Source organism: Dyella jejuensis (genome assembly GCF_044904675.1).
In the GTDB taxonomy this organism is placed as follows: domain Bacteria; phylum Pseudomonadota; class Gammaproteobacteria; order Xanthomonadales; family Rhodanobacteraceae; genus Dyella_B; species Dyella_B jejuensis.
Window position 1 is genome coordinate 1 of sequence record NZ_JADIKJ010000052.1, and the last position, 1,124, is coordinate 1,124.

Below are 1,124 nucleotides of genomic sequence, written 5' to 3' on the forward strand. Positions count from 1 at the left end.
GCGGAAACGGCGGAGCGCTTCGTGACGGTGGCGGGCCATGCGGGCCGTTACTACCGCAGCGGCGACCGGGTGCGCTGGAACGGGGATGGCTCGCTGGAATACCTGGGGCGTTTGGACGGCCAGGTGAAGGTGCGCGGCTACCGCGTGGAACCGGAGGAAGTGGCGCAGGCGCTGCGCACGGAACCGGGCGTGGCCGCGGCAGCGGTGATCGCGCGCGAGGGAACCGGCGGGCTGCGCCTGGTGGGTTACGTGGTAGCCGACGCGCCAGTGGAAACCGGTTGGGAGGACGATCTGCTGGAGCGGCTGCGGGTGAAGCTGCCGAGCTACATGGTGCCGGCGGCGCTGATGCGACTGGATCAGTTGCCCACGACGGTCAACGGCAAGCTGGACGTACGTGCGCTGCCGCAAGCAGACGAACGGCGCGTCGATCACGTGCCGCCCACGACGCCCACCGAGATCCTCGTTGCCGAGATCTGGGGCGAGGTGCTGGGCCGCTCGCAGATCGACGTGCGCGACAACTTCTTCGCGCTCGGCGGCCACTCGCTGATGGCTACGCGCGTGACCGCATACGTGGCCGAAGTGTTCCGCGTTCAGGTGCCGCTGCGCGTGTTCTTCGACGGCCCGACGACACGGGCGTTGGCTGCGTACCTTGAAGCGGAGCTTGGACTAAAAGTCGCCAACGCCATGGCTGATGCCTATCTCAAGGTCGCAGCGATGGAAACGAGCCAGGTTCTGGCTCGCCTGAAAGATCAGCAATACGAATGACTGCGTCCGTCGATATTTCTGCCGCGTGCCTGCGGAGTTCGTCATGAGCGATTCCGTCTTGCGCAAGCGGTCGAACAGGGCAGGCGGATTTCCTACAAACAATCAATGCCGGATGGTGCCACATGGATAAGGCTTTTAGCCTCGAACAGAAGCGATTGGTTGACGTGATTTTGGCCGAGAAGGGCATCGACCCCCGTGTCGCCGACCCAATTCGGCCTCTGGATGTTGAGGCGCAATCCGTACTTTCTTTTGCCCAGCATCGCATCTGGTTTCTTGAGCGCATGCATCCTGGGACGGCGAGCTACAACATTCCGACGGCGCTGCGCGTGCGCGGCAGGTTGAACATCGAATGGCTGCGT

At 63.9% G+C, this 1,124-nt stretch carries 2 protein-coding genes; both read left to right on the forward strand.

Translation table 11 applies throughout. From position 1 onward, the window contains the following. Positions 1 to 765 (forward strand): phosphopantetheine-binding protein (locus tag ISP15_RS18220; protein WP_404549405.1); only part of this gene is annotated, 765 nt, incomplete at its 5' end. A 122-nt stretch (positions 766 to 887) separates the two neighbouring features. Then, positions 888 to 1,124 (forward strand): hypothetical protein (locus tag ISP15_RS18225; RefSeq protein ID WP_404549407.1); only part of this gene is annotated, 237 nt, incomplete at its 3' end.